This is a genomic window from Bosea sp. NBC_00550 (genome assembly GCF_026020075.1).
GTDB lineage: Bacteria > Pseudomonadota > Alphaproteobacteria > Rhizobiales > Beijerinckiaceae > Allobosea.
The window spans coordinates 1,053,915-1,077,579 of the sequence record NZ_CP102772.1; the positions used below are offsets into that span (position 1 = coordinate 1,053,915).

25 protein-coding genes and 1 pseudogene are annotated in these 23,665 nt (G+C 64.8%); 8 read left to right on the forward strand and 18 right to left on the reverse strand.

The features are described from left to right. The first annotated feature begins 19 nt into the window (after nucleotides 1-19). The 4 genes from NWE53_RS04960 (at nucleotide 20) to NWE53_RS04975 (ending at nucleotide 2,286) form a co-directional block, all read left to right on the forward strand. Nucleotides 20-586 (forward strand): biotin transporter BioY, encoded by a 567-nt coding sequence (locus tag NWE53_RS04960; protein WP_265053260.1) that lies wholly within the window; start codon nucleotides 20-22, stop codon nucleotides 584-586. A 95-nt stretch (nucleotides 587-681) separates the two neighbouring features. After that, the gene (locus tag NWE53_RS04965; protein ID WP_265053261.1) at nucleotides 682-1,647 is read left to right on the forward strand and encodes an IS481 family transposase; all 966 of its coding nucleotides are present in this window, start codon (nucleotides 682-684) and stop codon (nucleotides 1,645-1,647) included. Nucleotides 1,648-1,698: 51 nt separating this feature from the next. Beyond that, entirely contained in the window at nucleotides 1,699-2,055 is a 357-nt protein-coding gene (locus NWE53_RS04970) for a hypothetical protein (protein WP_265053262.1), read from the forward strand. Between the two features lie 78 nt (nucleotides 2,056-2,133). Next, nucleotides 2,134-2,286, forward strand: coding sequence for a hypothetical protein (locus NWE53_RS04975; protein WP_265053263.1), 153 nt, complete (start codon nucleotides 2,134-2,136; stop codon nucleotides 2,284-2,286). Between the two features lie 200 nt (nucleotides 2,287-2,486). Here the strand turns inward: NWE53_RS04975 and NWE53_RS04980 are convergent, their stop codons facing one another. The 3 genes from NWE53_RS04980 to NWE53_RS04990 all read right to left on the reverse strand — a co-directional run bounded on the left by NWE53_RS04980 (nucleotide 2,487) and on the right by NWE53_RS04990 (nucleotide 4,882). Beyond that, nucleotides 2,487-2,852, reverse strand: coding sequence for a hypothetical protein (locus tag NWE53_RS04980; protein ID WP_265053264.1), 366 nt, complete (start codon nucleotides 2,850-2,852; stop codon nucleotides 2,487-2,489). Nucleotides 2,853-3,746: 894 nt separating this feature from the next. Next, complete coding sequence (locus NWE53_RS04985) at nucleotides 3,747-4,376, reverse strand: ferric reductase-like transmembrane domain-containing protein (protein ID WP_265053265.1); 630 nt, start codon at nucleotides 4,374-4,376, stop codon at nucleotides 3,747-3,749. 17 nt (nucleotides 4,377-4,393) lie between these two features. Further along, nucleotides 4,394-4,882, reverse strand: coding sequence for a peptidase associated/transthyretin-like domain-containing protein (locus NWE53_RS04990; protein ID WP_265053266.1), 489 nt, complete (start codon nucleotides 4,880-4,882; stop codon nucleotides 4,394-4,396). 371 nt (nucleotides 4,883-5,253) lie between these two features. Between NWE53_RS04990 and NWE53_RS04995 the strand changes: the two genes are divergently transcribed. Beyond that, complete coding sequence (locus NWE53_RS04995; RefSeq protein ID WP_265053267.1) at nucleotides 5,254-6,414, forward strand: IS30 family transposase; 1,161 nt, start codon at nucleotides 5,254-5,256, stop codon at nucleotides 6,412-6,414. A gap of 84 nt (nucleotides 6,415-6,498) precedes the next feature. On the opposite strand, the gene NWE53_RS05000 is transcribed toward NWE53_RS04995, so the two are convergent. The 4 genes from NWE53_RS05000 to NWE53_RS05015 form a co-directional block, all read right to left on the reverse strand. Further along, nucleotides 6,499-7,884, reverse strand: coding sequence for an IS1182 family transposase (locus tag NWE53_RS05000; RefSeq protein WP_265051783.1), 1,386 nt, complete (start codon nucleotides 7,882-7,884; stop codon nucleotides 6,499-6,501). Nucleotides 7,885-8,012: 128 nt separating this feature from the next. After that, entirely contained in the window at nucleotides 8,013-8,330 is a 318-nt protein-coding gene (locus NWE53_RS05005) for a hypothetical protein (protein WP_265053268.1), read from the reverse strand. Between the two features lie 87 nt (nucleotides 8,331-8,417). Then, nucleotides 8,418-8,918, reverse strand: a complete 501-nt coding sequence (locus tag NWE53_RS05010; RefSeq protein ID WP_265053269.1) for a hypothetical protein — start codon at nucleotides 8,916-8,918, stop codon at nucleotides 8,418-8,420. 196 nt (nucleotides 8,919-9,114) lie between these two features. Further along, on the reverse strand, nucleotides 9,115-9,324 hold the full coding sequence (locus tag NWE53_RS05015) for a hypothetical protein (RefSeq protein WP_265053270.1): 210 nt from the start codon (nucleotides 9,322-9,324) through the stop codon (nucleotides 9,115-9,117). A 379-nt stretch (nucleotides 9,325-9,703) separates the two neighbouring features. Between NWE53_RS05015 and NWE53_RS05020 the strand changes: the two genes are divergently transcribed. From NWE53_RS05020 to ssb, 3 genes are all read left to right on the forward strand, one after another. Next, nucleotides 9,704-10,696: an ABC transporter substrate-binding protein gene (locus NWE53_RS05020; protein ID WP_265053271.1), complete on the forward strand. Its 993-nt coding sequence runs from the start codon at nucleotides 9,704-9,706 to the stop codon at nucleotides 10,694-10,696. Then, on the forward strand, nucleotides 10,693-11,562 hold the full coding sequence (locus NWE53_RS05025; protein ID WP_265053272.1) for an ABC transporter permease: 870 nt from the start codon (nucleotides 10,693-10,695) through the stop codon (nucleotides 11,560-11,562). The genes NWE53_RS05020 and NWE53_RS05025 overlap by 4 nt, the downstream gene beginning before the upstream one ends. A gap of 178 nt (nucleotides 11,563-11,740) precedes the next feature. Next, nucleotides 11,741-12,292 (forward strand): single-stranded DNA-binding protein, encoded by a 552-nt coding sequence (gene ssb / locus NWE53_RS05030; protein WP_265053273.1) that lies wholly within the window; start codon nucleotides 11,741-11,743, stop codon nucleotides 12,290-12,292. Nucleotides 12,293-12,664: 372 nt separating this feature from the next. Here the strand turns inward: ssb and NWE53_RS05035 are convergent, their stop codons facing one another. The 11 genes and pseudogenes from NWE53_RS05035 to NWE53_RS05085 all read right to left on the reverse strand — a co-directional run bounded on the left by NWE53_RS05035 (nucleotide 12,665) and on the right by NWE53_RS05085 (nucleotide 23,628). Further along, nucleotides 12,665-12,952: a YciI family protein gene (locus tag NWE53_RS05035; RefSeq protein WP_265053274.1), complete on the reverse strand. Its 288-nt coding sequence runs from the start codon at nucleotides 12,950-12,952 to the stop codon at nucleotides 12,665-12,667. A 63-nt stretch (nucleotides 12,953-13,015) separates the two neighbouring features. Then, a complete protein-coding gene (locus NWE53_RS05040) occupies nucleotides 13,016-13,984 on the reverse strand; it encodes a sugar ABC transporter substrate-binding protein (RefSeq protein WP_265053275.1) in 969 nt (322 codons plus the stop codon). A 35-nt stretch (nucleotides 13,985-14,019) separates the two neighbouring features. Then, nucleotides 14,020-14,994: an ABC transporter permease gene (locus NWE53_RS05045; protein WP_265053276.1), complete on the reverse strand. Its 975-nt coding sequence runs from the start codon at nucleotides 14,992-14,994 to the stop codon at nucleotides 14,020-14,022. Further along, a complete protein-coding gene (locus NWE53_RS05050; protein WP_265053277.1) occupies nucleotides 14,991-15,944 on the reverse strand; it encodes an ABC transporter permease in 954 nt (317 codons plus the stop codon). Before NWE53_RS05050 ends, NWE53_RS05045 begins: the two co-directional genes overlap by 4 nt. Further along, complete coding sequence (locus tag NWE53_RS05055) at nucleotides 15,937-17,484, reverse strand: sugar ABC transporter ATP-binding protein (protein ID WP_442865017.1); 1,548 nt, start codon at nucleotides 17,482-17,484, stop codon at nucleotides 15,937-15,939. Before NWE53_RS05055 ends, NWE53_RS05050 begins: the two co-directional genes overlap by 8 nt. Before the next feature lie 5 nt (nucleotides 17,485-17,489). Continuing rightward, the gene (locus NWE53_RS05060; protein WP_265053279.1) at nucleotides 17,490-18,911 is read right to left on the reverse strand and encodes an FAD-linked oxidase C-terminal domain-containing protein; all 1,422 of its coding nucleotides are present in this window, start codon (nucleotides 18,909-18,911) and stop codon (nucleotides 17,490-17,492) included. Nucleotides 18,912-18,994: 83 nt separating this feature from the next. Further along, a pseudogene (locus tag NWE53_RS05065) lies at nucleotides 18,995-19,832 on the reverse strand (intradiol ring-cleavage dioxygenase). Then, nucleotides 19,829-20,746, reverse strand: coding sequence for an NAD(P)-dependent oxidoreductase (locus NWE53_RS05070; RefSeq protein ID WP_265053280.1), 918 nt, complete (start codon nucleotides 20,744-20,746; stop codon nucleotides 19,829-19,831). The pseudogene NWE53_RS05065 and the gene NWE53_RS05070 overlap by 4 nt, the downstream one beginning before the upstream one ends. A 10-nt stretch (nucleotides 20,747-20,756) precedes the next feature. Continuing rightward, the gene (locus NWE53_RS05075) at nucleotides 20,757-22,121 is read right to left on the reverse strand and encodes an amidohydrolase family protein (RefSeq protein WP_265053281.1); all 1,365 of its coding nucleotides are present in this window, start codon (nucleotides 22,119-22,121) and stop codon (nucleotides 20,757-20,759) included. 3 nt (nucleotides 22,122-22,124) lie between these two features. Then, nucleotides 22,125-23,210 carry a maleylacetate reductase gene (locus NWE53_RS05080; RefSeq protein ID WP_265053282.1) on the reverse strand — a complete coding sequence of 362 codons (1,086 nt, stop codon included), beginning with the start codon at nucleotides 23,208-23,210 and terminating at the stop codon, nucleotides 22,125-22,127. Nucleotides 23,211-23,253: 43 nt separating this feature from the next. After that, nucleotides 23,254-23,628: a Dabb family protein gene (locus tag NWE53_RS05085; protein WP_265053283.1), complete on the reverse strand. Its 375-nt coding sequence runs from the start codon at nucleotides 23,626-23,628 to the stop codon at nucleotides 23,254-23,256. Nucleotides 23,629-23,665: the final 37 nt, after the last annotated feature.

Sequence of the window (23,665 nt, forward strand, 5' to 3'; positions counted from 1 at the left end):
CCCCGCCGAAGGAGTGACCATGACCGATATTGCCCTCAGCCGTCCCTTCAGCCCGCTGCGGCTGGAAAGCCGTTCGCTTGCCTGGCAGGCCGGTGCCGTGATCATCGGCAGCCTGCTGCTGGCGCTGTCCTCGCAGATCAAGGTGCCGATGTACCCGGTGCCGATGACCATGCAGACCTTCGCGGTGACGCTGATCGGCGCGCTCTATGGCTGGCGCCTCGGCGCGGTCACGGTGATCGCCTGGCTGGCGCAGGGCGCCATGGGCTTGCCCGTCTTCGCCGGCGCCGTCGGCGGCGCAGCCTACTTCGCGGGCCCGACCGGCGGCTATCTGCTGGCCTTCCCCTTCGCCGCAGCCTTGACCGGCTGGCTGGCGCAGCGGGGCTGGAACGGCAGCCGCGTCGGCTTCGCCTTCGCGTCGATGCTGGCCGGCAATGCGCTCTGCCTGGTGATCGGCGTAGCCTGGCTCAGCCTGCTGATCGGCGTGTCCAAGGCGATCGCCGTCGGCGCGCTGCCGTTCGTACTCGGAGCGATCCTGAAGTCGGCGCTGGCGGCGGCGACGCTCAAGGCCTTCGCTCGCCGCGGCTGACGCTGCGAACAATCCTCGGATTGCGACCCGGCGGGCCTCTGTTTGATCCCAGGTTTTGATGGTGCGATCTTTTCCATCGGATGGAAGGAGGCACTATGGGCCAGGTTCTGCACGGGAGCGCCACAACGACGGAGGCGATCCGTCGAGCGATACAGCATAGTCAAGCGAGCCTGAGGGCTCTGGCAAAGCGCTACGGCCTCAACCAGAAGACCGTCGCGAAGTGGAAGAAGCGGGCCTCGGTGGCTGATCTGCCGACGGGCCCGCAGCAGCCGGCTTCGACGGTTCTGTCAGCCGAGGAAGAGGCGATCATCGTCGCCTTTCGACGACATACCCTGCTGCCTTTGGATGACTGCCTCTACGCGCTTCAGGCCACGATCCCGCATCTGACCCGTTCGTCGTTGCATCGCTGCCTGCAACGGCACGGCATCAGCCGGCTACCGGAGATCGAGGGCGACAAGGAGCCGAAGAAGCGGTTCAAGTCCTATCCGATCGGCTTCTTCCACATCGACATCGCCGAGGTCCAGACCGCCGAAGGAAAGCTCTATCTGTTTGTCGCGATCGATCGGACGAGCAAATTCGCCTTCGTGCAACTGGTGGAGAGCGCCAACCGGGTGACGGCCTCAGCTTTCCTCGTCGCCCTGATCGCAGCCGTTCCCTACAGGGTCCATACGATCCTGACCGACAACGGCATCCAATTCCGCTTCCCGCCGCGCTACGCCAACGGTCCCACGGCCCGTTACATCACCCACATGTTCGCGATGCGCTGCCGCGAGAATGGCATCGAGCACCGCTTCACCAAGATCAACCATCCCTGGACCAATGGGCAGGTCGAGCGAATGAACCGGACGATCAAAGACGCGACCGTCAAACGCTATCACTACGACAGCCACGACCAGCTCGATCGTCACCTCCAGGACTTCGTCTCAGCTTACAATTTCGGCCGGCGCCTGAAGACCCTCAAAGGCCTCACGCCCTACGAGTTCATCTGCAAGCGCTGGACTTCAGAGCCGGAACGATTCACCCTCGATCCAATCCACCAAATGCCGGGACTAAACACCTAGCAACCTAGGCTCAACCGGTTCTGTTCGAGTTGGTTCAAGTGGGAGAAAGCGATGGGCTTGGTCCGAGTTTTGATTGCGGCTACAGCAATCGCCATTCTCCCAAGTTTGGGCGCTGCGCAAACAGGCCCCCCGCAGGTTCACCGTCTGAAACCGGAGTACGCCGCCTACTTTGAGACGAGTTTTGAAGGCTCGATCACCTGCCACATTCCACAGCACTACGCTTTCCGAAAATTCTACGACCTCAATCTCCGGCTAAAGGACAACGGGGCAGAGCCTTTTCCGAAGGAATTTGTCGATCATCTCAACTCGGATGACATCTATTCGGTCTTTGCCATTCACGAAGGGGGGGGCGTCTATTTTCGGTATTTCGGATATCGCTTCATAAGCAATGATGTCGCCTGCTTCTAAGTCGCAGCCCCAATAGGACGATATGTCCGGGTTGGGTCGGGAGCGGACCGCACCGAGAGGCACCTCAGGAAGGCGCACATGGAAGACAAGCTGGCCTACTCGTTCTTTACCGCCGTCCTTGCATCGCCGCTTCTCATCGCTGCTTTCAGCGCGAACTTGTTAGTACGAGGCGTTGGCATTCTGGGGACCGCCGCCGTTACGCTTTGGATCGCGGCAATCCTCTTCTTATAGCAGCGCGCCCGTCCGGCGAAGAATATGCAGGCGGCCTTGGCGATAATGGCCCGCAACGGGTGGAAGCAGGCGCCTGACCCGCATCCATCTCAAGGCAATGGGTTTCACCGCAGCATTACGCCCGCCGCCGCGAAACCACGACGCGGCAGATCAAATGCCAAGTAGCGGCGCGGTCGCCGCTTTAGCAGTGCCCCCCATCATCAGGAGATCGGCTGTCCGAGCAGATAGAGATACGGCGCAAACAGCACTTTGAGATAAGGGATGTTGCGGCCGCCCATTGTGCTCGCGACATCGCCCCAGCGCGCAAGGCCGAAGGCGCAGCCGATCCAAATGATCGCTGAGAACTGCCAGAGCTCGAGCATGCGCCCGGTGCCCAGCGAGAGACCTAGCCGATTGAAGCAGGCGGCTAACAGGAGCAGAGGCGGCGCGAAATTCGCGACGATACCGATGGCCCCGAAGACGAGTATAGGGAAGACCACCATCGACGACACAAACGTCACGAACGGAATTGCAAGAATGACCGAAAACACGGTCGCTCCGATCAACTGGCGGTGCGTCAGGACCATATCGGCTCCAGGGGGCATCAACCCAATTTGCAGCGATACGCTAACCAGAAGCGGTTCATAACTGATGAAAAGGGAGCGTCGGCGCCGATCGGCCCACTGCTACCAATGAGGCTTCATCACCGAGTCCGCAGCCGCGATGCCGAAACGCCCGGAGCCTAAACGTGACCCTAAGGATTGTTTTAGGCCGTGAACCCACAACCCGGCGACGTCGGGTTGGGTCAAGTCCGGTCCTGGCGGGGTCTCAAGCGGACGTCCGCTTCCGGGCGATAGCCCAATGTCTGGAAGTGGCGCATTTCGCCCTAGAGCGGGGAGGGCGGTTGTGCCCCACTGCTTACGCTCAGTAGGTCCGGTTTCAGGCGGTTCAGGATAACGACTTGCTTCGCAAATATCGGACAAGCGTCGATGCTCTGCCGATGCGTTCGATCATATTGAGCGGTTCTACAGCGCTGTTCGCAGGCATTTGACCATCGGCCACATCAGCCCGCTCAATTCGCAGAGAAGGTGGAACCTAAACGCCTCTCCACGAAACTGGCAGCAGGCCACACTGCCTGCGTTTTCTCTCGTGAGTGAGAGATGGGGCAAGCTTTCGACGACCGCCGAAAGCTCCGCTTCACATTTTTTTTTGGGGGGGTAATCGACGCGTCGCGTGCCAAGCGAGCCCAAGCCTAACGACGATGCCTAGCCCTCTCGGCTTCTCGATCCGGGGTTCAAAGGGCTTCGCAAATGATGATGAGCTTGTGTGTCTGCGTGTCCGTCGCCGGCTACGTCACGGGTGATTACCTCTGCGAGCGCCGATGGAAGCGGGCAGCTTTCGAGGGATTGGGAATCGTTGCCGAGGCAAGAGAAGTTAAGGAGCGCGCGGCGAACATAGCGGCGCGCTCGCCTACCGACGAACTATCTTTGCGGAAGATCGCCTCCGCGAGAGGTTGCTCGCCTTCTCCAAACACGCCGGTCAATCATGACCTTTATGGCCGCCGCGAGAGCGAGTACGCACAGGGTCGCCTTCGACATCGTCTCCATCGTCCCCTCGATCAGGAGGCTATGGACGACGACGCCTACGACAATGATGACTGCGAGGACCATATGAGCGAGGCGCCACGTTCGCGGCGACAGTCCCACTTTCTGGCGGAGCGCGGCCAGAATCGTAACAGCGAAGATCGCCCACATGGCGATCACCCCCCAAGGGGAGAAGGGGGTTGGCGATGAGAACAGAAGGGCGTCGATCATGTCGGGCGGACTGCTGATCCACAGCCCACAGACATGGATTGCAACCGCTAGGGCAAGCACTCCTCCGATCCAGTGATGGGCGCGCCGTCCCCGATAACCCGAGAGTCCGGGGAGGTAGCCGCCGATCAGCAGAGGTTGAAGGAGAACCAGAGCTAGTGCGAGGATCCCTGCAAATCCGGCAATTATGTAGACCGAACCGCGCCATGCATGCAGAGGACTCGCCGCCGCGAAGGCGATTGGCGCGCAGATGGCCGCCATAAGGGCTGCCCAGATCAAGGTCGCCCGGGCAGCTCTCATCCTTTTTCCGAGTCCGATCAGACCGGCTGAAGGATGAAGTGCGCCTCGAGGCTCTTATCCTTTGCGCTTCGCATCACCGGGCGCAGGAACACAGTCTGAAACTCGCCGCTGTCATAGGCGAGGTGGCCATGCGGTTGGCCAAAAACGGGAACAATCTGAGGCATATCGAGACGGAACGCGCCGTTCTTATCGGTGAGAGTGGCGCCATGACTTTGTAGTTCGTGCTCCTGGCCTTCGGTCGTGTGCGCCCAGATCTGGATGCGCTGCCCGGCAAGCGGAGCCCCGTCGCCTGCGCGGCGAACGGTACCGCTCATCCAGAAGCCGCCCTTGCCGATCCGATCCACGATCGGCGCCCCTTTGCGATAGTTGTTAGCCCCTCCCGACATCGATTGCGTAGGTGCGAGGCCATCAGCGCGGGCGGGCGACAGGAGCCCGGAAAGGCCGGTCGCCAGGATGGATCCGCCGGCCGCGATGAGGGTGCGACGGCATACCAGGATAGTGGTCATGCGAACCTCTCCTCGCGGACCGCGGTTGATCCGCCGACGGTGGTGACAAGACCGACTAAGGATAGCGCATTTGCGACTGGTTTGCGAACAACTCTGGGCGATCAACTAAACGCGTTGCAACACTGGGGGAGTGCAGCGTCAGGCCAGCTCTTGCGAACCACCTGGGAGCGGACCGTCGACGAGTCGGCTTTGGGCCACCCTCGGCTCCCCGATTGCTAGCCTCGGCAGCTGCCCCGAAGCAGACGTTCCATACGTCGGCTAGGGGCCAATTTCGATCGCCGCCCCAACGGGGGGCGAATGACCGCTTTGGGTGGTGGTCTCAATCGGTAATCGCAACACGCTACTTTTCCTTTGGAGATGGAGCGTGGGTGATGATGCAGCGGCGGCGGATCTACTATTCGGCGGCCCAGCGGGCTGAGATCTGGGATCGCTGGAAGGCCGGCGAGTCGATGAGTTCGATTGGGCGGCGGTTCGATCGGGAGTCCTCTTCGGTGTTCTCGGTGCTTTCGCCGACGGGCGGCATTCGGCCTCCAGACCGGCGGCGGGCGCCGCGGGCGCTCACTCTCAGCGAGCGGGAGGAAATCTCCCGAGGGCTCAGCACCCGCCGGTCGCTGCGCGTGATCGCTCGGCAATTGGGCCGATCACCGTCCACGGTCAGTCGCGAGGTTCAGCGCAACGGCGGGCCGGATCGCTACCGCGCGGCGCGCTCCGATCAGGCGGCCTGGGACCGGGCCTTGCGTCCCAAGCCGTGCAAGCTGGCTTGCCGACCCGGTCTGGCCCGGACAGTATCCGGCAAGCTGCAGCGGAACTGGTCGCCCGAGCAGATCGCCGGCTGGCTCAAGCGCACCTGCCCCCGGGAGCCACACAATCAAGTGTCGCACGAGACGATCTACCGCAGCCTGTTCATCCAGACCCGTGGGGTGCTGAAGAAGGAACTGCTGGACCACCTGAGGGCCCGGCGAACGATCCGCCGCTCCCGGCACGCCAGCCTGAAGCGGAACGGCCTGGGCCAGATCAGGGACGCCGTCTCCATCAGCGAAAGGCCGGCCTCCGTCGAGGATCGTGCGGTCCCTGGTCACTGGGAAGGCGACCTGATCGGCGGCTCCCGGAACAGCTACGTCGCCACGCTGGTCGAGCGGCATTCGCGCTACGTGATGCTGGTCAAGGTCGCCAACAAAGACACCGGGAGCGTCATCACCGCCCTGATCAAACAGTCGAAGAAACTGCCCGGCGAACTCTATCAGTCCCTGACCTGGGACCGAGGCAAGGAGTTGGCCGACCACAAGCGGCTGGCCCTCGCTTCGAACGTCGAGGTCTACTTCTGCGATCCCAGGTCACCCTGGCAACGTGGCTCGAACGAGAACACCAACCGGCTCCTGCGCCAGTATCTTCCCCACGGAACCGACCTGTCCCTGCAAAGCCAGGCCCAGCTCAGCGCCATCGCCCGTCAGCTCAACGAACGGCCCAGAAAGACCTTGCTCTATCAAACCCCAGCCGAGAGGTTCGCCGAGTGTGTTGCGGCGATCAGTTGAGCCCGCCGTCGATACCGTTGAAAAAGTCGGCCCTGAGATCGGCGCTGGCGGGGAGCGGATTTAGCAGAGTAGGGCTTCGCTTGGTCAGGCAGGCCTGACCTGCGGCCCGTTTGGCTTGAGTTTGGCGAGCTTCCTGAGGTTCTGGGCTGCTGCGGCGAGGTGGAACTCGTCTCTGGCGCCATTCGGTCCGCGCAGTCGCAACCGGTCGAGCCGCAAGATGCGCTTGAGGTGAGCAAACAGCATCTCGACCTTTTTCCGTTCGCGCCGCGAGGTGACATAGGCGTCGGTCTCGGCGATGTCCCTGGCCATGTCGCGGGCGCCCTCATGGATCGAGCGCAGGATCTTGCGAGCGGGCATGTTGGGTGAGCACTGCGGCTTCAGCGAGCAGGCGTCGCAGTCGAACTTGCTGGCGCGGTAACGCATCATGCCCTCGTCATCGACGAGCGGCCGCTCGGTTCGATAGGCCTTCTGGCGCGGCCTCAACTCCTTCCCGCCCGGGCAGGTGTAGCGATCGCGCGCGTGGTCATAGGCGAAGTCGGAGCGGCTGAAGGTGCCGTCGCTGCGCTGGGATTTGTCGAAGACCGGGATATGCGGCTCGATCCCGCGCTTATGCACCAGCCAGGCGAGGTTCTCGGCCGAGCCATAGGCGCTGTCGGCGGCTAGCCTGGCCGGCCAGAGGCCAAAACGCTCCTGCGTTCGGTCGAGCATGGTCCGGGCCGAGCCGACTTCGGCCTGCCGGATGGCGCGGCTGGCCTCGACATCGACGATGACGGCGTGGTCGAGGTCGATCAGGTAGTTGGTGGCGTAGGCGAAGAAGGCATGCCCCTTCAAAGCGCCGGTCCATTGCGCGGCCGGATCGGCGCGCGACACGAACTTCGGCTTCGCCTCGCTCGCCGCGCCCCAGGCGGCCTCATCGAGCGTATCGAGATATTCGCGCACCGAGCGACGCGTCCGGGCGAGATCGTGCCAGTCGACCAGCTCTGAGGCGTCCGCGGAACGTTGCTTGTTCGCATCGGCCTTGATCAGGCTGGCATCGACCGCGAAGCCTTCTCCGCCCACGAGCCCTTCTTCGATGCAACGCCGGACGGTCGTCTCGAACAGCTCACGCAGAAGATCGCTCTCGCGGAAGCGGCCATGCCGGTTCTTCGAGAAGGTCGAGTGATCGGGAACGTCGCCCTCAAGCCCGAGCCGGCAGAACCAGCGATAGGCGAGGTTCAGGTGCACCTCCTCGCACAGGCGCCGCTCGGAACGGATGCCGAAGCAATAGCCGATGAGCAGCATCCGGATCATCAGCTCCGGATCGATCGAGGGCCGACCCATCTCGCTGTAGAACGGCCGCAGATGTGCGCGGATCTCGGAAAGATCGACGAACCGGTCTATCGACCGCACCCAATGATCGTCCGGCACGTGACGCTCAAGACTGAACTCGTAGAACAGCGCCTCCTGCGCCACCCGCCGTTCACCCATCATCGCGCCGCCCTCCGCCCAAGACGACTGAATCAGGACTTCACACCCGCAGCAACGACGACTTTTTCAACGACATCGGTCGGAAGCCGACCTAGTCTTCCCGCTTCCTTCTGCGGCCGATCGGATCGAAGTCACGAAATTACCCGCCTCCGAACGGCTCGCTCGATTCCCACTGGTATTGCCGCGATCACGGCGACCGGCAGGACAATGAGATAGAGCAAACCCGGCAGTTTCGACCAGCCGTCTGCGCTATGCATGCTCATAAGGAACGCAAGCAGAATGCCAGCGGAAACTAAGAGCGCGATGAAGTGAAATTTGTTTGGCAGCGAGGCGATCACGAAGCCGACGACGAGAGCGGGAATCCCCCAAAGTGCCAAACCAATCATCCAAGCGGCAATCACGATAATTCCCCTGCGATCCTCGCCAAAGCGAAAATGCAGTTTGAGCAATGCTGCTTAAAGGTCCGATAAGACGGATCGATGCCGAGCGTGACACAACGTCCGCAACGGGGTCGGGAGCGGTCATCCGCGGCGCGGCTACTTGTCAGGAACGCCAGCGTCATCGCAGCGTGTATCAACAACCGACGCCTGATTGGTAAGCCGAATTATTTTGTTTCGACAGGCGCCTCTAGTCAGCTCGGGGAGATAAAATGCCGGCCGCCGCTGGAGATCATCGAGCGCGGGAACATCGCCTTCAATAACAATCAATCGCGACGACGCCCTTAGGAAGCCGCTATTCAATAGATAATTGCCTCGCAGCGCGCCACCACCGACCATTTTGGCTTCTTCCAAGGGCAAAACTCGCGACGCTGCCAGATCGATATAATACGGCAAGGGTGACCAGTATCCGATCAAAGCGAGCAAAAATATAAGACCGGCCGCCCAGGCTGATGCCCGGCCGATCATGAAGGCTGTCAACGCGGCGGCTAGGCCAAGGGGGAGAGCGATCCAATTCAATCTGGAAACGAAATAGAGCGATAGCGCGGCCATAATCGAGCAGAGCAATATAGCGATTGCACGATACGTCGAGCGCTTCATCACCAGCTTTCCACCCCCGGAACGTCCTTTGCGCATGCAATTACACGATCATGGCGGGATGACCGAAAAGTCCGCAACCGGTCGACATGCGAGATACGGCAGTACCGCCCGGTCAACTGCGGAGGCTGCGGTTCCTCATCCTGTCATGGAGCGCCGGGAACGCTCTTCGTCGCCAGAACGAACGCGGTCAGTTCGCTCAGAAGCACTGCACGCCTTTGCCCTTCATCTTGCACGAGGTCGTCAGTCGCTCTTCTGCAGGCGGCGGCTCGTAGCTCCCTGCCGATCCCTGCGCATAGCTCTGTCCATCGCTTTGCATCGGATCAATGCGCGTGGGCTCGGACAAGCTGCCGACGGCAGCGCATCCCGTTAGCAGAAGACCGCACGCGGCCACGAAAAGCATCTTCATCCGGAGGCCCTCTTTCGAGAGCCGATCCTGCCGCGAAGCTGGGGCGAAGTCACGGCTTCTTGCGATGATCCTGTCCCTGGTCGCGACAACGACGCCCAGACGGTCGCTACGCCGATCGAGACAGGGAAGGCACGAGGGGCTGAATGCCTGTCGACCCATCCCACGGCTCCCGCGCTTGTTCTCGGCAGATGCATCCCGCGTTTCGGTCCTGACGGACGCTGGCAGGACTGGATGTGGCCACGCCGCGCTGATTGAGCGATGCTTCCCGAACGAGAGGCCGCTGCATGGATCAATCGGCCCGGTCCGGCGTTACAGAGCGAGCCTTGCCAACGATCCTGCTCATGGCCTTTGTCGCAATCTTGATCGGGGAGCGATCACGATGAAATCCCTTCTTGGAGTCGCCTCCCTTGCCCTCGGTCTGGCGCTCAGCGCCCCGGCCACGGCTTGCGAGCTCGACAGGCCGTTGAAGATGGCGGGGCTCGACTATGATTCCGCTGCCTTCCACACCGCCGTCGCAAGCGCGATCGCCGAGCGCGGCTTCGGCTGCAAGGTCGAGCGCATTCCCGGGGCCATCGCTCCGCTGGTCAACGGCGTCGCGCGCGGCGATGTCGACATCGTCATGGAAATCTGGATGGCGAACCCGGTCGAGGCCTGGGTGAAGGCTGCCGAGGCCGGCAAGGTCGAGCCGCTCGGCACGGCGTTCCCGGACGCAAGCGAAGGTTGGTTCGTGCCGCGCTATCTGGTGTCCGGGCCCGATGCCAAGGCTCCCGATCTCAAAACGGTCGAAGACCTCAAGCGCTACAAGGCGCTGTTCGCCGATCCGGAGGAGCCGGGGAAGGGCCGTTTCTACAACTGCGTCGCCGGCTGGGTCTGCGAGGGCATCAACACCAAGAAGCTCGCGGTCTACGGGCTGGCAGAGGATTTCAGCAATACGCGCGGCGGTTCGAGTGAGGCGCTGGTCGCCGCCATCGAGGCCTCGCTGAAGCGCAAGCGGCCGGTCCTGTTCTATTATTGGGGGCCGAGCTGGCTGCTGGGCGCCTATGATCTCGTCAAGCTCGAGGAGGCGCCCTTCGATCCGGCCGTCTGGGCCGAGCTCAAGGCGAGCGACAACCCCAAGCGCGCCACGGCATATCCGACCAGCAAGGTCGTCATCGGCGCGAATATCGACCTCGCCAAGAAGGCGCCGCAGCTCGCCACTTTCTTCAAGAGCTACGGCACGACCAGCGACATGACCTCGAAGATGCTGGCCGAAGCCCGCGAGAAGGGCGTCACTCCCGAGCAGCAGGCGCTCGTCTTCCTGAAGACGCAGCCGGACATCTGGCGCAAATGGCTGCCGGGCGACATCGCCACGAAGGTCACTTCCAGCCTGTGACGGCCGGTTTCGTCCCGGAATTCGGCAAGGCGCTGCAGAGCTTCGTCAATCGCGCCGTGGATGCCGTCGTCACCGGCTATGGCGACAGGCTCGACGGCCTCGGCGCCTGGCTGACCGCGCCTGTTCGATGGGTCGAGACGGGCCTTTTGCTCGTCCCGGTGCCGGCTTTCATCCTCGTCGTCGCGGCGGGCGCCTGGCTGGCCAGCAGGCGCATCGGCTTCGTGCTGGCGATGGCCGCGCTGCCTGCGGCGCTGTCCGGGCTGGGCGTCTGGAACGAGGCGATGCAGTCGCTCGCTTTGGTCGTCGTCGCCGTGCTGTTCGTGGTGCTGCTCGGATTGCCGCTCGGCGTGGCGGCGGCGCGGCTGCCGCGCCTCGGCCGCGCGCTCACGCCGCTCTACGACCTGATGCAGACGATCCCGAGCTTCGTCTATCTGATCCCGGTGGCGATGGTGCTCGGGCTCGGCCGGGCGCCGGCTCTCGTGGCGACGCTGATCTATGCGCTGCCGCCATTCGCAAGGCTGACGGAACTCGGCCTGCGCGGTGTCGATGCCGGGGTCGTCGAGGCTTCGCGCGCGCTGGGTTTGCGGCCACGGCAGGAGTTCTGGCTGGTCGAGCTTCCGCTCGCCCGGCCCACCATCCTGCAGGGACTGAACCAGGCGATCATGATGGCGTTGGCGATGGTCGTCGTCGCCTCGATGATCGGCGCCAAGGGGCTCGGCGAGATCGTCCTGCTCGGGCTGCAGCGGGCCGATCCCGGCCTCGGCTTCGTCGGCGGGCTCGCCATCGTGCTGCTTGCGGTGCTGCTGGACAGGATGGCGCAGGCCGTCCTCGGTGCGCCGCCCCCATCGGAGGCAGAGCGGCCGTGATCGCAATCCGTCCGCTTTTCGATCAGCAGGGCGTCACCCGAATCAGCGGGGGAAAACCTCGCCTTGGGCCCTTGAACAAAACAGGAACATCGTTGATAATGGATTTGTGGGTCGATAGGGTTCGGCTCCCGGTCATTCGGCCGGTCGTGTGTTTAGTGCGCAGGAAATGGAGCCTCTCATGGCTGGCAGCGTCAACAAGGTCATCATCGTCGGCAATTTGGGGCGGGACCCTGAAGTGCGCCGCCTCGGCAGCGGCGAACCCGTCGTCAATCTGCGCATCGCCACCTCCGAGACCTGGCGCGACAAGCAGAGCGGCGAGCGCAAGGAGCGCACCGAGTGGCACTCGGTCGTGATCTTCAACGAGAATTTGGCGAAGGTGGCCGAGCAGTACCTGAAGAAGGGCTCCAAGGTTTACATCGAGGGCCAGCTTCAGACCCGGAAATGGCAGGACCAGTCCGGCGTCGAGAAATACACCACCGAGATCGTGCTGCAGCGCTTCCGCGGCGAGCTCACCATCCTCGACAGCCGCCAGGGCGGCTCCGAGGAGTACAGTGAGGGCGCCGGCGCGAGCGGCTACGGGGAAGAGCGTTCGGGCGGCAGCTCCTTCGGCCGCTCCAGCGCGATGGGCGGCGGTAGCAGTGGCGGCGGCGCGCGTCAGCCGGCCATGTCGGGCGGCGGCGGTGGCGGGCGCTCCTCGTCGAGCCATCTCGACGACGACATCCCGTTCTAGCGAACGCCTGCCGTAATTTGTAAAGCATTGGCAATAAGGCGCTGTTTTTGCAGCGCCTTATTCGTTGACAAGTGGACTGCCGCCAGCAGCTTCGGGTTTCGTTAGTGCGGAGCTTTGGATTCCGTCAGAATCTCGGCAAATCCGTTCGCTGGTCGAAATTCTCTGGCGGCGGTATCGTTTCATTTTGCCCCGCCGTTTAGGAATTATGCATAGGCGAAGCGACGCGCCCTGAACCGCGTCGCTCCTGGATGGGCCGCATAATAGCGTACAGACACAGCCTTATCCTCAGTCGAATTCCGGTTGAGCTCGGTCGGTCTGGTCAATCATGGCGCGCCTCCATCAACCGGGACACGACCCCGGCCGATTTCGAGCTTAGCCCTGGCGCCTGATGAAGCCGGTGATCGAGACGCGATCCCAGATGCCTGCGCTATGAAACGGATCTGCTGCATTGAAGCGTTCCACCGCTTCGCGATCCGCGGCTTCCACCACAAAGAGACTGCCGATCATGGTCGAACCGTCGTCGGCGACCAGTGGTCCGGACATCACGATTTTCACGTTCAGTGCGGCGGTATCGGAGAGAAACGCCTTGTGCGCATCGTAGTTGGCGAGACGGGCGTCGAGCGCGCCGGGTTTGTCGAGGGCGTGGATCACGAACAGCATGCGGCGAGGCTCCTATCGGCGGCCGGATGACGTGCCGGCCGCCGCGGTGAGTGAGGTTCCGATCTATTTGCTGGCCATGGCGGCGGCATCGCTCCAGCTCGGGCAGGCTCGCGATTCCAGCGGTGAGTCATAGGGCTGGTAGTTCGAGGCGTTCACCACGGTCGGCTTCAGCACCACTTCCGTCACGGTGGCTTCCTTCCGCAAGGCCCGGATCGCGACCATGGTCCCGATGCAGCCCTGCAGGAAGCCGTTATAGTCGCCCGATGCCAGCAGCTTGCCGGATTTGATCGCGTCGACTGCCTCCTGCGTGCCGTTGATGCCGACGATCTTGGCCTTGCGGTTGGCTCCGTCGAGAGCCTCGATCGCGCCGATCGCCATCGCATCGTTGGCGGCGAGCACCCCGTCGATCTGCGGATGGGACTGCATCAGGTTCTCCATCACCTGCAGGCCCTGCAGGCGCTGGTAGTTGGCCGGCTGGCTGGCGAGCAGCTTGACGTCCTTCGTCTCCTTGATCGCGTCGTTGAAGCCGCGCACCCGGTCGATATTGGTCAGCGAGCCCTTGACGCCTTCGAGGATGACGACATTGCCCTTTCCGCCCATCGCCTTCAGCAGGTAACGCCCGGTTTCGAGGCCGAGGCTGTAGTCGTCAGCACCGACGAAGGCGAGGAACTTGCCGCCGGCGCTGCGGTCGGTGACGTTGACGATCGGGATCTTGGCATCGTTGATCTGCTCGACGCCGGGCACCATCGCCTTGTAGTCGACCGGCACGAAGACGATGGCGCTCGGCTTCTTGACGATCACGTCCTCGACCTGGCTGAGTTGCTCGGGGATCGAGTCCGGCTTGGTCGGGATGTAGTGCACCACCTTGGCGCCGAGCGATTTCGCCGCGGCCTCGGCGCCCACCCGCACAGTCTGGAAATAGGGGTTGGTCTGGTTCTTGGTGAAGACCGCGATGGTTTCGCCGGCGGCGAGCGCCGCGGTCGACATCAGGATGGCGGGCAGTGCTGCAACGAGAAGTTTCGACTTGGACATGGGTTCCCTCCCTTGGGTTTCTCTTGGTTGGTTTTTTACGCGCGGCGGCGGCCTTGCATGTCGAGCCAGACGGCAAGGATGACGATCAGCCCGGTAACCAGGGGCTGCCAGTTGGCGTTGACGGCGAGCAGGTTCATGCCGTTCAGCACCAGCGTCAGGATGAGCGCGCCGATGAAGGTGCCGAACACGCTGCCGACGCCGCCGAACAGCGAAGCGCCGCCGATCAGCGCGGCGGCGATCGCCGGCAGAGTCATGGCCTCGCCGATGTCGCCCTCGGCCGAGTTCAGCCGGGCGAGGAAGACGATCGAGGCCACGCCGGCCATGGCGCCGGAAAAGGCGTAGACCAGGATCAGGCGGCGATCGACCGGGATTCCGGTGAGGCGCGCGGCGACCGGGTTGGCGCCGATCGCGTAGATCTGCTGCCCCCAGATCGTGCGCTGGGCGAAGATCGTGCCCGCCAGCAGGAAGACCACCATGAGATAGACCGGGATCGGCACGCCGAGGAAATAGCCGGAGCCGATCTGGCGGAAGCCGGGTGGGAAGCCGTGAATGGTCTCGCCGGCCATGTAGTAATAGGTGATGCCGTGCAACACCCAGAGCATGCCGTAGGTGGCGATGAAGGACGGGATGCGCAGCTTCGCCACCATCAGCCCGTTGCAGATGCCGATGGCGAGTCCGGTGGCGAGCCCCGCCAACGTCCCGAGCGCGGGCGAGCCGGTCGCCTTGATCACGGTCGCGGCAAAGCAGGCGGAGAGGCCGATATTGGCGCCGACCGAGAGATCGAGGCCGCCCGTCAGGATCACCAGCGTCAGCCCGGAGGCCAGGAAGAACAACAGGCTCGCCTGCCTGAGCACGTTGAGGATGTTGTTGGCGGTGAGGAAGGCCTCCGTCGCGAAGCTCAATGCAGCGCACAACAGCGCAACCGCCAGCAGCCGGTAGACAAGCTGTTGCACCTCACGAGAGACATGGAAGCCGGACGGACGGGCGGAGGCGTCGCTGGCGATGCTCATGACCGGGGGCTCCGCAGGCTGTCGATGAGAAGGGCGGCGATGACGAGGGCGCCGATGCAGGCGACCTGGACGGAGGAGGGCACGGCCATCAGGTTGAGGCCGTTGCGCAGCACGCCGACCGTGAGCACGCCGAGCAACGTGCCGAAGAGCCAGCCATTGCCCTTGTCGAAGGAGGTGCCGCCGAGCGCCACGGCGGCGATGGCGTCGAACTCCATGCCGATAGCAGCTGTCGGGTGGCCGGCATTGATGCGCGCGGTCATCAGCAGGGCCGCGACCCCGGCCATTGCGCCGCCGAGCATGTAGACGGCGACGAGCAGGCGCTTCCAGGCCACTCCGGCGAGCGTCAGCGCATCGCGATTGCCGCCGAGCGCGCAGACATAGGTGCCGAAGCGGGTATGGTAGAGCAGGATGTGGAAGAGAGCGTAGAAGCCCGCACCGATCAGGATCGGGGTCGGGATGCCGAACGTGGTGCCGGAATAGATCAGCCGCACGAAGCGCGGGATGCCGACGACGCTCTGGCCGTCGCTGACGACGAGGGCGAGGCCCTGTGCGGCGCCCAGCGTGCCGAGCGTGGCGACGAAGGGCGGAATCGACAAGCCCGCAATCAGCCAACCATTGACGAGCCCGAACACGAGCCCGACGCCGAGTGCGCCCAGCAGTGCCAGCACGAGCGATTGCGTCGAGACCACGATCAGCGCCAGCACCAGCGAGGCCAGCGTCAACACCGCACCCATCGAGAGGTCGAGCCCCTCGGTCATGATGATCAGCGTCATCGGCAGGGCCAGCATCAGCAGGATGACCGACTGCACCAGCACGTTGGAGAGGTTTCCGGCGCTGAGGAAGCCAGGGCTCGCCACGGCGAAGAACAGCGAAAGCCCGGCGAGTGCGACCGCCACGCCCGGCACTGCCGGGACGCGCGGGGACGGAGAGGAGACGGCCTGATCACTCATCGTGCATCCCCATTCTGACGATGTTCTCTTCGGAGAGTTCGGAGCGGGAGAGTTCCCCGACGATGCGCTTGCCGCGCATGACATAGGCCCGGTCGCAGACGTGGACGATCTCGGCCTGCTCGGAAGAGATCATCAGCACCGCCGCACCATCCGCGACGAGTTGGTCGATCAGCGCGAAGATCTCGGACTTGGCGCCGACATCGATGCCCCGCGTCGGCTCGTCGAAGATGAACAGCCGCGTGTCGGCCGCGAGCCATTTGCCGATCACCACCTTCTGCTGATTGCCGCCGGAGAGCACCCCGACGCTCTGGCTGGGCGAGGGCGTCGCGATACGCAGCCGCTTGATCAGCTCCTCGGCCGAGCGGCGGGCGCGGGCGGGCGAGAATAGCTTGTGCGGGAACAGCTTCGGCAGGCCTGCGGCGGCGAGATTGTCGCTGACCGTGCGGATCAGTGCGAGCCCCTCCGTCTTGCGGCTTTCCGGGATGAGGCCGACACCGGCGAAGGCGGAGACGTCCGGTCCACCGCGCTTGGCCTGGCCGAAGACCCGCACTTCGCCGGCCGTGATCTCGTCGGCGCCGAAGATGGCGCGCGCGACCTCGGTCCGGCCGGAGCCGACGAGGCCGCACAGCCCGACGATCTCACCGGCGCGCACGGTCAGATCGATGTCGCGGATGCCGTTCTTGGCGCTGAGGCCCCTGACCTCCAGAGCGATCTCGCCCGGCTTCTCCGCGAAGTTGCGCGGATAGCTCATATCGACATTGCGGCCGACCATCATCCGCACGAGCTCGTCCGGCGTGGTCTCGCCCGGCTGCGCCCGGCCGGCGAGCTTGCCGTCGCGCAGCACGGTGATGCGGTCGCCGAGCGCGAACACCTCCGCCATGCGGTGCGAGATGTAGACGATGGCGACGCCCTTGGCCTGAAGCTGGCGCATCACCGCGAAGAGACGTTCCGTCTCGCGGTCGGAGAGCGCGGCGGTCGGCTCGTCCATGACGAGGATGCGCGCATTCTGCGAAAGCGCCTTCCCGATCTCGACCATCTGCTGCTGCGCGACGCCGAGCGTGTGGACCTTGGTCCTCGGATCGACGTCGAGCCCGATCAGGTCGAGCACGGCCTGCGCCTCGCGATAGAGCCGCCGGCGGTCGACGAGACCGGGCATGCGCGAGGGAAATTCGCGGCCAAGGAAGATGTTCTGCGCGACGTCGAGATATGGGACGAGCGAGAATTCTTGGAAGATCACGGCCATGCCGAGCTTGCGGGCATCCGCCGGGGTGCGGATCTCGACGGTCTCGCCCTTGTGGAAATACGTGCCGGCATCGGCCTGGTAGGCGCCGCACAGCACCTTCATCAGCGAGGATTTGCCGGCGCCGTTCTCGCCGAGCAGCATGTGGACCTCGCCCGGCCAGACGGTGAAGGAAACGTCGTCGAGCGCCTTCACACCGGGAAAGCTCTTGCAGATGCCCTTGAGCTCGAGGAGAGGCTTGCCCTCGGCCGCGCGGGGCGGTGGGAGTTCCGCTTCGATGCGGGGCTTGGCCGCGGTCATCGCGTTCATGCTGCGCCTCCCATCCGCGGCGAGGAGCGGAAGATCTTGCCGGGGTTCATGATCCCGAGCGGGTCGAGCGCCTGCTTCACGAGGCGCATCGCATCGACGGCGTCGCCCAGTTCCAGCTCGAGGAAATCCATCTTGCCGAGGCCGATGCCGTGCTCGCCGGTGCAGGTGCCGTCCAGCGCGATCGCCCGCCTGACGAGGCGCCCGTTGAACGCCTTCACCCGCGCGAGGTCCTCGGCACTGTCGGGGTCGTGCAGGACGAGAAGATGGAAATTGCCGTCGCCGACATGGCCGACGACCGGGGCGACGAGGCCGCTCTCCGCGATGTCGGCGGCCGTCGCGACGAGACATTCGGCCAGGCGCGAGATCGGCACGCAGACGTCTGTGACCAGGGCGCGCGCGCCGGGCCGCAGGGCGAGCCCGGCATAGAGCGTGTTGTCGCGGGCCTGCCAGAGGCGGCTGCGCTCTTCCGGCGAGGTCGCCCAGGCAAAACCCTGCCCGCCGAACTCGCCGGCCAGCGCCTGCGCCGTCTCGGCCTGCTCGGCGACGTAATTCTTCGAGCCGTGGAACTCGAAGAAGAGATGCGGCTCTTCCGGCAGGCCGAGTTTTGCGTGCAGGTTCATGCCGCGCATCATCACCGCGTCGAGAAGCTCGATCCGCGCCACCGGAACGCCCGATTGGATGACAGCGATCGCGGTGTCGACCGCGGCTTTGAGATCGGGAAAGGCGCAGACGGCCGAGGAGATCGCTTCCGGCTGCGGATGCAGCTTCAGCGTCACCTCGGTGATGACGCCGAGCGTTCCTTCCGCGCCGACGAGCAGGCGGGTCATGTCGTAGCCGCCCGCGGATTTGCGGGCGCGCCGGGCCGTGCGGATCATGCGGCCATCGGCGAGCACCGCCTCGAGCGCCAACACATTGTCCTTCATGGTGCCGTAGCGCACTGCCATCGTGCCGGAGGCGCGCGTCGAGGCCATGCCGCCGATCGAGGCGTCGGCGCCGGGGTCGATCGGGAAGAAAAGGCCGGTGTCGCGCAACTGCGCATTGAGCTGCTTGCGGGTAATGCCGGGTTGGACGCGTACATCCATGTCCTCGGGGCTCGCCGACAGAACCTTGTCCATGCGGGACATGTCGATGCACACGCCGCCTTGGGGCGCCGAGGCGTTGCCCTCGAGCGAAGTGCCCGCGCCGAACGGCACGATCGGCAGCCGCAGCTCGTGGCAGAGCGTCACAATGCTGCGCACCTCCTCCGTGGATTCCGGAAACACCACGAGATCGGGAGGCGAGGGCGCGTGATAGGCTTCGCTGCGGCCGTGATCGGCTAGGACGCCGGGAGCTCGGCTGGCGCGCGGGCCGAGCGTTTCGGTCAGCCGCGCCACCGCCGTCTCCACGGCTCCCTCGTTGGATGAGGGTCTGGTCAACATGGTTTCTCCCTTCGCGTTGGCCCGCTGACCGGGCTCTCTGGATGCGATTGTCGGTGGCGTTCCCCGGTGGCGCAGGCGGCTGCCTAGAATGCGGGGTTGAGCTGGAAGTCGTAGGTCAGGCGGCACCACGGTCGGTCGAGTGCCCGGCCGTCCGGAGCGGTGCCCGCCGGCTGCTCGGTGAATTCGCTGATCAGCGAATCCTTCACACCGAAGACGGCATCGGAATCGAGATACTGGTCGCCGGAGACGAAGACATGGGTGACGAGCTTCTCGTGGCCCGGCGCCGCGATCATGAAATGGACATGCGCCGGCCGCCAGGGATGGCGGCCTTGCGCCTCCAGCATCTTGCCGACCGGGCCGTCATGCGGGATCGGATAGGCGGCGGGCTTTATCGACCAGAAGTGGAAGCGGCCCTGGACATCGGTGCGGAAGCGCGCCCGGGCGACGAGATCGACCGCGTCGTCTCGTCGGAATGCCAGACATCGACGATCGCTCCCGCGAGCGGGCTGCCATCCGCCGCGGCGACAGTGCCGGAGACATACATCGGCTCACCCGGCAGCTCGCCGGAGATGTCGCTGCCTAGCGCCGCTTCCGGCGGGCCCTCGACATAGAAGGGGCCGAGCACGGTGCTCTCGGTGACGGCGCCTTGATGGTCGTGATTGATCGCGTCGACCAGCATGGAAACGCCGAGCGTGTCGGAGAGCAGGATGAACTCCTGCCGCGTGCCGGTGCACACTGGCCGGTATCGGTCAGGAAGGCGATGCCCTTGGCCCATTCCTCCTGCGTTGGGCGGACCTCGCGAATGAAATCGTGCAGGTGGCGGACGAGTGCTTCGCTGATCTGCTTGGTGCGGGCATCCGGCGCGCCGGCGACGCGCTCCAGTACCGCCTGGGTGATACTGTTCTGGTCGAAGTTCCTCATCCGAGCCTCCCTGCGTTGGTGTCGAGACCGGGCTCGCGAAGCCCGGCGAGCCATTCGGCAAGGCGCACGGTCGAGATGAAATCGGCCTCGCCCTCGCCGCGTCCGATCAGGGCGCCGTAAGTTTCGCGCGTTAGTGTCGCCAGGGGCAGCGCCATCTCGGCGGCATGGCCCGCGCCGATGATCAGGTCGAGATCCTTGGCCATCTGCCGGCATGAGAAGGTCGGGGCGAAATCGCGCGTCTCCAGGCTCTTGGCCTTGTAATGCACCATCGGCGAGCCGACCGCGCTGTTGGTCAGCACGTCGAGAATATCCTGCCACGCGAGATTGCCCTTGCGGGCAAGCACGATGCTCTCACCCATCATCGCGGCAGAGACCGCGATCATCAGGTTGACGGCGAGCTTGGCGAAGCGTGCCTCCTCAGCCTCGCCGAGATATTTCTGGGCGCGAGTGAAGTCCTGCGCGATCGGCAAGAAGGCGTCGAAAGCCGCGCGCGGTCCCGATACGAAGCAGGTCAGATTGCCGGTATGGGCGATAGCGGCGTTACCGGAGACCGGCGCACGCAGATAGGCGATGCCGCGCTGCGCGGCTGCCAGCGCGACCTCGGCCGAGATAGCGGGACTGACGGTCGAGGTTTCAACCAGGATCGCGCCCTTGCGCATGGCATCGAAGAGCCCGCCTGAGAGAGTGACGGCGGCGAGCACCTTGTCGTCCGGCAGTGAGGTGAAGACGATGTCGCGTCCGGCTGCGTCGGCAAGCGTCGTGGCAGGCGTGACGCCGCCACGCGAGGCCTCGGCGATGCGCTGCTGGTCGCGATCAAAGCCTGCGACGGCATGCCCGGCTGCCGCGAGGCGGGTGGCGATGGGCAGCCCCATCTTACCGAGCCCGATCCAGCCGATGGTTTGTGTGTCCATCATTCTGTTGTCCTCAAGCTGCTCGCTGCGAGCGGCGAAGCTCCTCGACGATTCTTGTGCCGGAAGCAGCAAGGCGTTCGAGCTTCTCGTTCAGTCCATCGGCTAGCAGCCGGCCGTCCCGTTTCGCAAAACGTCCTGCGATCAACACGGCTTCGATGTCGCCGCGCCCAGCCTGCATGATGACGGTGGCGGCGGGATCGTGCACCGGCTGTAGATGCAGCGCCCGTGCGTCGATCAGGGTGATGTCGGCTTGCTTGCCGGGCGCAAGCGAGCCGATGCGGTGATCGAGGCCCAGCATCTTCGCGCCCTCGATGGTGATCCAGGAGAGCGCCTGCCGCACGCGAATTGTCGAGGTCGGCGGAATGGCGCTGGTCCGGCGGCGGCTTTCGGCGTTGTCGAGCGCACGCTGCATGCCGAGCGCGATGCGGGCGACGCCCATCATGTCGCCGGCGAGAACGGATTCGAGATCGACGCCGAGCGATGGTGCGACGCCGCGTGCGAGGAGCCGGCCGGTGATCGGGAAGCCATGGCCCTGCGTCATCTCGTTCTCGGGCGTGACCGAGAAGGAGGCGCCGAGATCGACCAGTTGCCCGAACAGCTCGTCGGAGAGGTCATTGCCATGCACGATGTTGATGCCCGGCCCAACCAGTTCCTCGGCGATCAGCTTTTCCCATCCGCCTGGCGTCTTGGCTTCGCCGCCGCCCTGATGCATCGAGGCGACGAGGCCGAATTCGCGCGCGAGGCGGAAGTCGGCGCGGGCTACCTCCAGCGTCGCATAGTGGGGGCCGAGGATGGCGAGGCCGAGCGTCAGCAAGCCGTCATCGCTGGCGAAGCGGCCGCGCCGCAGGCGCTCGATTTCGGCGCGCGGATGCGGCACCTCGGAGAAATGCGGTTCGCCGGGGTTCGGATCGGGCTTGGGCGAGCCGTGGAAGAAGGCGGCGCGGATGCCGCTCTCGGCCAGCGCCTCGACGGCGGCATCGGTATGTTCGGGCGTGGGATTGTTGTGGCACCAGTCGACCAGCGTCGTGGTGCCGGCATCGATCTGGCCGAGCGCGCCCATCAGGGTCGCGATGCCGATGTCCTCCGGCCTGAACAGCGTGGCGAGACCGGCATGGACCCAGCGGAAATATTCGAGCAGCGTCCAGTCGGCCGCGAGCCCGCGCAGGCCCGTCTGCCAGCTATGCATATGGGCGTTGACGAAGCCCGGCACGGCGATCCGCCCGGCCACGTCGAGACGCTCGGCATCCCCGGCCTCGATGCGCGGCGCGATGGCGGCGATCTTGCCGTCCGCGATAAGGATGTCGCCGCGAGGCAGGTCGCCCACGGCCGGATCCATCGACAGGATGGTGGCGCCCGAGAGGAGGATGCGGCGAGCCATGGCTCAAGCCGCCTCGTCTTCGACGATAGCGGCGCGTGGCCGCTCGCCGGCGTAGGCATTGGCGAGCAGGTCGCGGATGCCGTCGCGCGTGATCGGGCGCGGATTCCAGTAGGGGTTCTCGACCGCGATATCCGCCGCTGTCTCGATGCCACTTTCCGGCATGCCGAGTTCGGCCAGCGAGAGCGGCACGCCGAGCGCGCGCACCAGATCGAACAGGCCCTGCGCCGCGTCGGGTGCGCCGAGCGCCCGGCAGATCGCGGCCATCGCCTCCGGCGCGGCCGCGGCATTGTAGGCGACGGCATGCGGCAGGATGACCGTATGCGTCTCGGCATGGGGCAGGTCGAAGCTGCCGCCGAGCGTGTGGCAGAGCTTATGATGCAGCGCCATCCCGACCGCGCCAAGGCAGCAGCCGCAGAGCCAAGCCCCGTAGAGTGCGTTGGTGCGCGCCTCCAGGTTCCCCGGCTCATGGACGAGGATCGGCAGGGCGGAGGACAGCGCGCGGATGCCGTCCTCCGCCATCAGGGAGATGATCGGATTGCGATCCCTCGCATAGAGCGCCTCGACCGCGTGGGCCATGGCGTTGATGCCCGAGGTTGCCGAGAGCAGCGGCGGCAGGCTGACCGTCAGATCGACGTCGTAGATCACCGTTTCCGGCAGCACATCGAGCGAGCGGATCGTCGTCTTCCGGCCGGCTTCCGTCTGGCCGAGGATCGGCGTCATTTCAGAACCCGCATAGGTCGTCGGGATGACGACCTGCGCCACTCCGGTGCGCAGTGCCAGAGCCTTGCCGAGGCCGGTGGTGGAGCCGCCACCCAGCGCCACGACGCAATCGGCCCCGGTTTCGCGCAGGGTGACGAGCGCCCGCTCGGTCACCTCGACCGGCGTGTGCATGGTTGCCTCTGTGAAATAGCCGGCGAGGGCTGGGCCGAGCAGAGCGCCGAGGCGCTGGCCCGCGCCGACCTGCTGCGGCGTCGTCAGCACCAGAGCCCGCCGGCCAAGCCGCTCGACTTCCGCCGCGACGTCGCTGATCGTGCCACGCCCGAAGCGGACCCGCGAAGGGAGAGCCTCATAAGTGAAGGTCTCGATCATCGGCCTCTCCTTGTGGATCAGGATTGCGGTGGGTCTTGCCAACTCATTCGCCGGCAACGACTTCGCGGCGACGGTGCGGCTGGCTCCCGGCGAGGGCAGGCGGCTCCTCGCCGGCGTGATAGTCGACCTGGAAGCGCGCGATCCTCAGATCGGCAAGTTCCTGCCGCACCCGCAGGTGCTCGGGATGGGTGGCATAGGCTTCCAGCGCGGCGCGATCGGTGAATTCGCTGACCAGCACGACATCGCAGGCATAGTCGACATCGCTGAAGTCGACGCCGATCTCGATGTGGCTGAGGCCGTCGATCAGACCCCGGAGTCCCTCGAAGGCGAACTTCACCTTGGCGCGCGCCGCGGCGCGCTCCTGCGGAGTGTCACCGCGCAAGCGCCACATTACGATGTGGCGGATCGGACCGGACATGAGTGTTTCCTCGACCCAGGGTCGTTCTTGTTGCAAC

Coding starts and splice junctions, on each gene's coding strand:
- NWE53_RS05045 (WP_265053276.1), bottom strand. CDS start 14,994: ATGAGCATCGCCAGCGACGCCTCCGCCCGTCCGTCCGGCTTCCATGTC.
- NWE53_RS04980 (WP_265053264.1), bottom strand. CDS start 2,852: ATGGTCCTGACGCACCGCCAGTTGATCGGAGCGACCGTGTTTTCGGTC.
- NWE53_RS05055 (WP_442865017.1), bottom strand. CDS start 17,484: ATGACCGCGGCCAAGCCCCGCATCGAAGCGGAACTCCCACCGCCCCGC.
- NWE53_RS04985 (WP_265053265.1), bottom strand. CDS start 4,376: ATGAGAGCTGCCCGGGCGACCTTGATCTGGGCAGCCCTTATGGCGGCC.
- NWE53_RS05020 (WP_265053271.1), top strand. CDS start 9,704: ATGAAATCCCTTCTTGGAGTCGCCTCCCTTGCCCTCGGTCTGGCGCTC.
- NWE53_RS05075 (WP_265053281.1), bottom strand. CDS start 22,121: ATGGCTCGCCGCATCCTCCTCTCGGGCGCCACCATCCTGTCGATGGAT.
- NWE53_RS05035 (WP_265053274.1), bottom strand. CDS start 12,952: ATGCTGTTCGTGATCCACGCCCTCGACAAACCCGGCGCGCTCGACGCC.
- NWE53_RS05050 (WP_265053277.1), bottom strand. CDS start 15,944: ATGAGTGATCAGGCCGTCTCCTCTCCGTCCCCGCGCGTCCCGGCAGTG.
- NWE53_RS04970 (WP_265053262.1), top strand. CDS start 1,699: ATGGGCTTGGTCCGAGTTTTGATTGCGGCTACAGCAATCGCCATTCTC.
- NWE53_RS05000 (WP_265051783.1), bottom strand. CDS start 7,884: ATGATGGGTGAACGGCGGGTGGCGCAGGAGGCGCTGTTCTACGAGTTC.
- NWE53_RS04990 (WP_265053266.1), bottom strand. CDS start 4,882: ATGACCACTATCCTGGTATGCCGTCGCACCCTCATCGCGGCCGGCGGA.
- NWE53_RS04965 (WP_265053261.1), top strand. CDS start 682: ATGGGCCAGGTTCTGCACGGGAGCGCCACAACGACGGAGGCGATCCGT.
- NWE53_RS04995 (WP_265053267.1), top strand. CDS start 5,254: ATGATGCAGCGGCGGCGGATCTACTATTCGGCGGCCCAGCGGGCTGAG.
- NWE53_RS05080 (WP_265053282.1), bottom strand. CDS start 23,210: ATGATCGAGACCTTCACTTATGAGGCTCTCCCTTCGCGGGTCCGCTTC.
- NWE53_RS04975 (WP_265053263.1), top strand. CDS start 2,134: ATGGAAGACAAGCTGGCCTACTCGTTCTTTACCGCCGTCCTTGCATCG.
- NWE53_RS04960 (WP_265053260.1), top strand. CDS start 20: ATGACCGATATTGCCCTCAGCCGTCCCTTCAGCCCGCTGCGGCTGGAA.
- NWE53_RS05040 (WP_265053275.1), bottom strand. CDS start 13,984: ATGTCCAAGTCGAAACTTCTCGTTGCAGCACTGCCCGCCATCCTGATG.
- NWE53_RS05085 (WP_265053283.1), bottom strand. CDS start 23,628: ATGTCCGGTCCGATCCGCCACATCGTAATGTGGCGCTTGCGCGGTGAC.
- NWE53_RS05070 (WP_265053280.1), bottom strand. CDS start 20,746: ATGATGGACACACAAACCATCGGCTGGATCGGGCTCGGTAAGATGGGG.
- NWE53_RS05015 (WP_265053270.1), bottom strand. CDS start 9,324: ATGAAGATGCTTTTCGTGGCCGCGTGCGGTCTTCTGCTAACGGGATGC.
- NWE53_RS05060 (WP_265053279.1), bottom strand. CDS start 18,911: ATGTTGACCAGACCCTCATCCAACGAGGGAGCCGTGGAGACGGCGGTG.
- ssb (WP_265053273.1), top strand. CDS start 11,741: ATGGCTGGCAGCGTCAACAAGGTCATCATCGTCGGCAATTTGGGGCGG.
- NWE53_RS05010 (WP_265053269.1), bottom strand. CDS start 8,918: ATGAAGCGCTCGACGTATCGTGCAATCGCTATATTGCTCTGCTCGATT.